The sequence below is a fragment of the Asanoa sp. NPDC050611 genome (assembly GCF_040654855.1).
GTDB lineage: Bacteria > Actinomycetota > Actinomycetes > Mycobacteriales > Micromonosporaceae > Asanoa.
Window position 1 is genome coordinate 1 of sequence record NZ_JBFAIU010000357.1, and the last position, 7,583, is coordinate 7,583.

Here is a 7,583-nt window from a genome sequence, read left to right on the forward strand (position 1 = left end):
AAGGCCGCGGGCTGCACCGGTGCGTTGCCCGCGGACAACATCTGGCGGGCCGACGTCACGAAGCTGCCCGTCCACCCGCGCTCGGCGGCCATGGCGGGTCGCGGTGTGGTTGCCCCGCCGCGCGGTCATCGGGCCCGCCGGCGCGAAGCCGCCGCCGGAGAAAACCTCCGCCGTGCCGCTCGGCGCCGACCGCTCGTCCGGGAAGCCGCCGGCGACGAGGACGCGCCCGTCGGCCAGCGCCGTCGCGGTGTGGTTGAAGCGCGGCCCGGACAGCCGTGGACCGGGCGCGAAGCGGCCGCCGGCGTAGAACTCGGTGTCGGACCCGGCGCCCGCGCAGCCGTCGACGGTGCACCCGCCGACGAGCAGCACCCGGCCGTCCGGCAGCACGGTCGCCGTGTGCGCGGCCCGGGCGGTCACCATCGTCAGGGCCGGGTCCGGCTCGGGCGCGGGTGTGCAGCCGGCCACCAGCAGGACCACGAGCACGACGGCACGTCTCATGCGGCTGACGAGCCTCCAGGATGTCGTCAGGTTCACACCGGCCCGCTTTCAGCCGATTCCCACCGACCCGCGCTACCTTCCAACTCATGGACGAGAACCGCGCCCGCCGGGTGGTCGACGCACTGCGCGACCGGGGTGTTCCGGCTCACGTGGCCCAGGCCAGCGCCGGCCGTTCCCAGACCGGCATCCGGGTCGTGCTGGCCGATGACCGGGAAGCGCTGTGGGACACCGACGGCACCGCCGGCCTCGAGGCGCAGGTGATGCGCGACGGCATGCTGGTGGGCTTCGTGCCGGCGATCCCGGGCTCCGAGGACTTCACCGAGCCGCAGGTCGTCGAGACGATCGCGAACACCGACTACGACCAGCCGGTCGCCCGCCGCGCCGCGCACCCGGTGGCCCCCGCGCCCGCACTGCCCCGCGAGGGTGGCTTCTTCCGCCGGATGCGTGAGGGATTCCGGGAGAGCTGAGCCGATATTCGCGCGTGCCCGGCCAGGGTGCGCTGGCAGACTGGTCCGCCATGAGCCGCCGCGTCGAGTTGCCACACCGCGAGCGCGGGCGTCGGGAGACGCCGCGCCGGATGATCGCGTCCAACAAGCGGGCGCGGCACGAGTACGAGATCCTCAAGACCTACGAGGCCGGCCTCGTGCTCCGCGGCACCGAGGTCAAGGCCCTGCGGCTCGGCCGCGCCTCACTGACCGGGTCGTTCGCCCAGGAGCTCGACGGCGAGCTGCACCTCTACGGGCTGCACATCGCCGAGTACGCGGTGCGCGGCTGGTCGGACCACGGCCCCCGGCGCACGCGGAAGCTGCTCCTGCACCGGGCCGAGATCAACCGCATCCTCGACAAGATCCGCGAGCCGGGGATCACGCTCGTGCCGCTGGCGCTCTACTTCGACAACGGCTGGGCCAAGGTCGAGCTGGGCATCGCCCGCGGCCTCCGCGAGTACGACAAGCGCCAGGTCCTGGCCGAACGCGACGCGAAACGGGAGATCGCCCGCGAGGTCGGGCGGCGGCTGAAGGGCCGGCCGCCGGCCCGTGACCTACGCTGACCGGATGACCGACGAGCAGTCCGGGAAGGTGATCTACGTCCGCGGCGACGTCGACTTCGACTCTCACCTCGACGTCGAGCACGCGCTCGTCTCGGCCCTCGAGGCCGGGGCGGACCCACTGGTCGTCGACCTCTCGGAGGTGCCGTTCCTCGACTCGAGCGGCGTCCGCGCGTTGTTGCAGGCCCGCAGCGTGGCCGAGCGCCACAACGCCCGACTCACCGTCCGCGATCCGCAGCCGATCGTCGCCCAGGTGCTCCGACTGACCAACGTGGCACCGCTGCTCGGCCTGCCGCCGGCATGACCGGCGCCAACGTGCCGGAGGTGTGGCACGGGATCCTCGCGACGCTCGTCGAGGCCGGGCACCTCACCGGCCCGGCCGAGCTGGGTCGGCTGGTCACCGACGCGGTCGCGCCGACCGGCACCGAGGTGGTCGTCTACCTCGTCGACTACGAACAGCGGGCGCTGGGCCCCCTGCCGCCGGCGGCGGGCACTCCGGAACCCGTCGACGACAGCGCCGCGGGCCAGGCGTTCACGCTGGGCCGCACCGTGCCCGGTCCCCCGGCCTGGATACCGGTGGTCAACGGCACCGAGCGGTTGGGCGTGCTCCGGGTCGTGCCGGCGACCGGCGCCGACCCGTACCCCGTGCTCGCCGGTTGCCGCCTGGTCGCGGGCATGGTCGGGCACCTGATCACCGCGAAGAACCTCTACGGCGACGACCTGCAACGCGTCCGCCGGTCCCGACCGATGACACCGGCCGCGGAGCTGCTCTGGCGGCTGCTGCCGCCGCTCACCTTCGCCAGCCGGCAGATGGTCGTCTCCACGGTGCTCGAGCCGTGCTACGAGGTGGGCGGCGACGCGTTCGACTACGCGGTCGACGGCGACGTCGCGCGCCTGGCGATCTACGACGCGGTCGGCAAGGGCATGCGGGCGGCGCTCGCCACCGCCGCCGCCGTGGGCGCCGCCCGGGCCCGGCGCATCGCCGGCGCCGCGCTGGACGAGGTCGCCACGGCCGTGGACCGCGTGCTCGTCGACGAGTTCAGCGACTCGCGCTTCGTCACCGCGGTGCTCGCGGAGCTGTCGCTGGCCGACGGCCGGTTGCGCTACGTCAACGCCGGCCATCCGCCACCGGTGCTGCTGCGCGCCGGGCGCGCGGTCCGGACGCTCAAGGACGGCGGCCGTACGCCGCTGGGCATACTCGCGGGCGGGACCACCGTCGCGGAGACGGTGTTCGAGCCCGGCGACCGGCTGCTGCTGTTCACCGACGGTGTGACGGAGGCGCGCGACCCCGAAGGGGTCCAGTTCGGCCTGGACCGCCTGGTCGCGCTGGCCGAGGGCGTCGCCCGCGAGGACCTGCCGGCGGCCGAGACGGTGCGCCGGCTGTCCCACGCGGTGATCGACCACCAGGCCGGGCCGCCGCGGGACGACGCGACGCTGATGCTCGTCGAGTGGTCGGAGGCCGCCGCGCGGCGCGCCGTGCCGTAGGACACGTTGCTCTCACAGACAGGTCTGTCTAGTGTTGGCCGCGAACTAGACAGACAGGTCTAACCATGGGGAGCAGCTCGTGAGCCAAACCGCCGTAGCGGCCCGCCACACCACACCAGGCCGCTTCCGCCTCGGGCGCACCAGCTCGCTCGTGCTGCTCGCCTCGATCGTCGTGTCGCTGCTGGCCGCGTCCAGCGCGCCGACGCCGCTCTACGCCACGTACCAGGCCGAGTGGGGCTTCTCCCCCATGACCACGACGGTCGTCTTCGGTGTGTACGCGGTCGCCGTCCTGGTCGCTCTGCTGATCTTCGGCCGCCTCTCCGACCACGTCGGCCGCAGGCCGGTGCTGTTCGTCGCCCTCCTCGTCCAGGCCGCCGCGCTGGTGGTGTTCGCCCTGGCCGGCGGCGTGCCCGCGCTGATGGCGGCCCGGGTCGTCCAGGGATTGGCCACCGGCGCGGCGCTGGCCGCGCTCGGCGCCGGCATGCTCGACATCGACCGGGTCCGCGGCACCACGGCCAATGCGGTCGCGCCCGGCATCGGCACCGGCGGCGGCGCCCTGCTCTCCGCGCTGGTCGTGCAGTTCCTCCCGGCCCCGACCCACCTGATCTACCTCGCCCTGCTCGCCGTGCTCGCGGTGCAGGCGGTCGGCGTCGCGCTGATGCCCGAGACGGTCTCCCGCGCGCCCGGCGCCCGGCAGTCGCTGATCCCCGAGGTGAAGCTTCCCCGCAACGTCCGCGGCCCGGTGGCGATCGCCGCGCCCGTGCTGTTCGCGGTGTGGGCGCTGGCCGGCTTCTACGCCTCGCTCGGCCCGGCCGTGGTGCGCAACCTGGCCGGCTCGACGTCGGCGGTCTACGGCGGCCTCGGCCTGTTCGTGCTCGCCGCGGTCGCCGCGCTCGCCGTGCTGGCGATGGACAAGCGCCCGGCGCACACCCTGCTGACGGTCGGCATCGTCGGCCTGATCGTCGGGGTGGCCGGCTCGTTGGTCGCCCTCTCCGCCGGCTCCGCGGCCGGTTTCCTGGTGGCGACGGGAGTCGCCGGCATCGGCTTCGGCAGCGGCTTCCAGGGTGCGATCCGACTCGTGGTGCCGCTGGTCGCCGCCCACGAGCGGGCCGGCGTGCTGGCTCTGCTCTTCGTGATCTCGTACCTCGGCCTGGGCGTGCCCGCGGTCGTCGCCGGCTACGTGGTGGTGCACTCCGGGAGCCTGCTCGACACCGCACGGGAGTACGGCGTCGCCGTGATCGTGCTGGCCGCGCTGGCCGGATTCGCCCTGGTACGCCGCCGCCTGCCCCGGATGCGGACAGCGGGTTGACTACGATGACAGACGGAAGGCGGTGAATGAGATGGCGGTGCACACCGCACGGCCCTCGGCCCGGGAGCGGCTGCTCGCCGCGGCCGACGAGCTGTTCTACCGCGAAGGCGTGCACGTGGTCGGCATCGACCGGGTGATCGAGCACGCCGGCGTCGCCAAGGCCTCGCTCTACAACACCTTCGGCAGCAAGGACGAGCTGATCCGGGCCTACCTCGAGGGCCGGCACGCGGCGATCGAGAAGCGGGTCACCGAGGGTCTGGCCGCCTATCCCACGCCGCGCGAGAAGATCCTGGGCGTCTTCGACATCCAGGGCGCGCGCTTCCAGAACCCGGAATACCGCGGCTGCCCGTTCATCTCGGCGACCGCGGAGGCGATGCCGGGCGCGGGCTCGCTGGCCGCGGCCGACGCCTACCGGTCCTGGGTGCGCGCCCTCTTCGCCGACCTCGCCCGCCAGGCCGGCGCCCCCGACCCCGGCGCGCTGGCGCAGCAGCTGCAGATCGCCTACGACGGCGTCGCGGTGAAGATGCGGATGGACGGCGACCCGGCGGCCGACCTGGCCGCGGGGCGTGGCCTGGCCGCGATGCTGCTCGACGCCGCGCTCGGCCCGGCCTGACCTACGCGCGGACACGGTAGGACGGACCGGGCAGCGGTCCGTCGGGACGGCAGGGCTGGAGGTGCGGCGTGGCAGGGGGAACGCGCAGGCCGGCCAAGCCGGCCGGGTCCGCGACCGCGGAACAGGAATCCTGGCTGGTCGAGGTCGCGGAGGGTGCCAGCCGGGACGCCGGCGGTGTGCCGGCCGAACTGCTCGGCGACTACCTTTCGCTGCTGAACGACGCGGCGGTGACCGGGCGTCGCCCGAAACGTCGCGAGCTCGACACCGTCACCCGGCTCGGCCGCAGCGCCGCCGAGCAGGGGATCTCGGCCGGCCGCGTGGTCCAGCTCTATCTGTCGGCGGCACGCCGGCTCTGGCACGACCTTCCGATGGTCGTCCGGTCACGGGACAGGGAGGCGGTACGCGCCGCCGCCGCGGCCGTGCTGCACGTCGTGGACGAGGCCGTGGCGACCCTGGCCGAGGGTTACAACGAGGCCAAGCGCGACCTGATCCGCCGCGAGGAGACCCTGCGCCGGGAGGTCATCGACGACCTGTTGCGCGGTGACTCGGACCTCGGTGGCCTGGTCGAGCGGGCGGAACCGTTCGGGCTGGACCTGAGCCGGGCACACCAGGTCGCGCTGGCCGCCCCCGATCGCCGCCTCCCCGACTCCGACTCGGCGATCAGCGCCCTGGAGTCCGTCATCTTCGACCGGCTCGGCGACCGTGACGTGATGGTCGCGACGAAGGACGGGCTCCTCGTGGTGCTCGCCCCCGCCGAAGCGGCCGCGGCCGACCGGGTCCCGCCGCCCGGAGACGCGCGGACCGACCTCGGCCGGCTCATGCACGGCGAGCTCGACCGCATGCGCCACGGCCGCCCCTGGCGGGTCGCCGTCGGACGCGCGCACCTCGGGCTCTACGGCATCGCCCGGTCGTACGAGGAAGCCCGGGAGGCCCTCAGCATGGCCGGCCGGTTGCACGTCGACAGCCCGGTGGTCAACGCGCACGACCTGTTGGTGTACCGCGTGCTGCTGCGCGACCAGCCGGCCATCGTCGACCTGGTGCAGGCGGTGCTCACGCCCCTCACGCAGGCCCGCGGCGGCGCCCAGCCACTGCTGGACACGCTGGCCGCCTATTTCGCCACGGGCAACGTGGCCACGGAGTCCGCCCGCCGGCTCCACGTGTCGGTGCGGACGGTCACCTATCGGCTCGAACGGATCGCGGCGCTGACCGGATACTCACCGACCGACCCGGCGCACCAGTTCATGCTCCAGGCGGCCGTCCTCGGCGCGACCGCCCTCAACTGGCCCCGCGACCCGCTCCCGGTCACCCCCTGACACGCCTAGCCGTGCCGGGCCTGTTGGCACGGCACGCAGAACCGCGCGTGCGGAAAGATCTCCAGCCGTTCGGCGGGAATGTCCAGACCGCACTGTTCACATCGGCCGTAGCCCCCGTCGGCCATCCGTTCGAGGGCGGCGGCGGTGTCGGCCCGTGCCTGGCGCGCGGACTCGATCAGGGCCCGGGCGGTGTCCGGGTCGACGCCGTTGCGCGCGGGGTCGGTGCCGTGCGAGGTCAGCTCCGAGAGGTCGTCGGTGTGCCGCTCGAGCTGATCCCGCAAGGCCTGGCGCAGCGTGTCGAGCCGGTCGTCGGCGTTGATGGTCATGTCATGCTCCGTTCGTATCCCGCGGACGAATGCCGTTGCGGATCACGCCGCCGCGCTCGGGTTGCGCCGCAGAGCCGCGAGGGCGGCCAGGCCGGCGCCGTGCACGGCCGCGATGCGGGGTTTGCCGGCCACCCGGACGGCCAGGCCGAGCGTGGCCGCCGTGCGTGGGGCCAGCGCCAGGTGCCCGGCCCCGCCGCCGACCATGAGCAGCCCGTTGGCGATCGCCGACGCGCTGACCCCGCGACACCGCGGGTCGCGACGCAGGTCGCGCACGAACTCCGCGATCGTGTGGACGATCGGCTCGGTGCCGACCGGGCCGAGCAGGTCGCTCATGCCGATCGCGGCGCGCCGCGCGGCCTTGACGGAGCCGTCGGCGAGTACGGCGACCTCGGTCACCGCGGCTCCCACGTCCGCGACCAGGAGCGTGCCCGGCCCGGCGCCGGCACCGATCGCGGCCGCCCGGACGGTGTCGATGAACAGCACCCGGGACGGGGCGAGCGCGGCATCGAGCAGCTTCCGGGTGACGGACAGCTCCTCGGCGGTGGCGAGCACCGGGCGGCAGGCGACCACCACGGCGCCCGCCGGCACCGCCGGGTGCTGCTGGCCCAGCAGCCGCGTCAGGACCTCGCTCAGGCCCGCCGGGTCGCTGATCCGGCCACGTCGAACGGGGCGGACGGGGTTGGTCAGGCTGTCGTTGATCGAGGCGGTCTGTGCGAGTGCCCGGCCGGACGCCCACATGCGGGCATAGCCACTGCCCAGGTCGAGGCCGACCGCCGTCGGCGAGGCGACCGGGGCGGAACCAGCCGCGGGCCGGCCCGCCCGCCGGACCCGTTCGTCAACACCGTCGACGACGCTCATCGCGACGCCCCTTTCCTGGCTGCCCGGCACGGACCGTGGCCCCGATGGGAACATCCAGCGTCCGGTGGCCCTGAGCTGTCCGCATCGGTGCCGGCCGGCAAGCGGAAGCCGGCCTACGTTGCCGATCCCCGGCAAC

At 74.2% G+C, this 7,583-nt stretch carries 9 protein-coding genes and 1 pseudogene; 7 read left to right on the forward strand and 3 right to left on the reverse strand.

The genetic code is table 11. The annotated features are described in order from the left end of the window. The coding region (locus AB0H87_RS34755; RefSeq protein WP_360155620.1) for a kelch repeat-containing protein at nt 1-498 on the reverse strand (498 nt) is incomplete at its 3' end. A gap of 86 nt (nt 499-584) precedes the next feature. Between AB0H87_RS34755 and AB0H87_RS34760 the strand changes: the two genes are divergently transcribed. The 7 genes from AB0H87_RS34760 to AB0H87_RS34790 all read left to right on the forward strand — a co-directional run bounded on the left by AB0H87_RS34760 (nt 585) and on the right by AB0H87_RS34790 (nt 6,263). Beyond that, on the forward strand, nt 585-965 hold the full coding sequence (locus AB0H87_RS34760; protein WP_360155623.1) for a hypothetical protein: 381 nt from the start codon (nt 585-587) through the stop codon (nt 963-965). A gap of 50 nt (nt 966-1,015) precedes the next feature. Beyond that, on the forward strand, nt 1,016-1,546 hold the full coding sequence (gene smpB, locus AB0H87_RS34765; RefSeq protein WP_360155626.1) for an SsrA-binding protein SmpB: 531 nt from the start codon (nt 1,016-1,018) through the stop codon (nt 1,544-1,546). Between the two features lie 4 nt (nt 1,547-1,550). Then, entirely contained in the window at nt 1,551-1,847 is a 297-nt protein-coding gene (locus AB0H87_RS34770; protein ID WP_360155629.1) for an STAS domain-containing protein, read from the forward strand. Next, nucleotides 1,844-3,028: a PP2C family protein-serine/threonine phosphatase gene (locus AB0H87_RS34775; protein ID WP_360155632.1), complete on the forward strand. Its 1,185-nt coding sequence runs from the start codon at nt 1,844-1,846 to the stop codon at nt 3,026-3,028. Before AB0H87_RS34770 ends, AB0H87_RS34775 begins: the two co-directional genes overlap by 4 nt. A 79-nt stretch (nt 3,029-3,107) precedes the next feature. Further along, nucleotides 3,108-4,337 (forward strand): MFS transporter, encoded by a 1,230-nt coding sequence (locus AB0H87_RS34780; protein ID WP_360155635.1) that lies wholly within the window; start codon nt 3,108-3,110, stop codon nt 4,335-4,337. Between the two features lie 37 nt (nt 4,338-4,374). Next, a complete protein-coding gene (locus AB0H87_RS34785) occupies nt 4,375-4,950 on the forward strand; it encodes a TetR/AcrR family transcriptional regulator (RefSeq protein WP_360155638.1) in 576 nt (191 codons plus the stop codon). 68 nt (nt 4,951-5,018) lie between these two features. After that, entirely contained in the window at nt 5,019-6,263 is a 1,245-nt protein-coding gene (locus tag AB0H87_RS34790; protein ID WP_360155641.1) for a helix-turn-helix domain-containing protein, read from the forward strand. 5 nt (nt 6,264-6,268) lie between these two features. Here AB0H87_RS34790 and AB0H87_RS34795 read toward each other — a convergent pair. Then, a pseudogene (locus tag AB0H87_RS34795) lies at nt 6,269-6,400 on the reverse strand (TraR/DksA C4-type zinc finger protein); the annotation flags it as partial. Between the two features lie 231 nt (nt 6,401-6,631). Then, the gene (locus tag AB0H87_RS34800) at nt 6,632-7,447 is read right to left on the reverse strand and encodes a rod shape-determining protein (RefSeq protein ID WP_360155644.1); all 816 of its coding nucleotides are present in this window, start codon (nt 7,445-7,447) and stop codon (nt 6,632-6,634) included. Between the last annotated feature and the right edge of the window lie 136 nt (nt 7,448-7,583).

Excerpts from the sequence above, each read along its gene's own strand:
- AB0H87_RS34760 (WP_360155623.1), top strand. The coding sequence starts at position 585 with ATGGACGAGAACCGCGCCCGCCGGGTGGTCGACGCACTGCGCGACCGG.
- smpB (WP_360155626.1), top strand. The coding sequence starts at position 1,016 with ATGAGCCGCCGCGTCGAGTTGCCACACCGCGAGCGCGGGCGTCGGGAG.
- AB0H87_RS34770 (WP_360155629.1), top strand. The coding sequence starts at position 1,551 with ATGACCGACGAGCAGTCCGGGAAGGTGATCTACGTCCGCGGCGACGTC.
- AB0H87_RS34775 (WP_360155632.1), top strand. The coding sequence starts at position 1,844 with ATGACCGGCGCCAACGTGCCGGAGGTGTGGCACGGGATCCTCGCGACG.
- AB0H87_RS34800 (WP_360155644.1), bottom strand. The coding sequence starts at position 7,447 with ATGAGCGTCGTCGACGGTGTTGACGAACGGGTCCGGCGGGCGGGCCGG.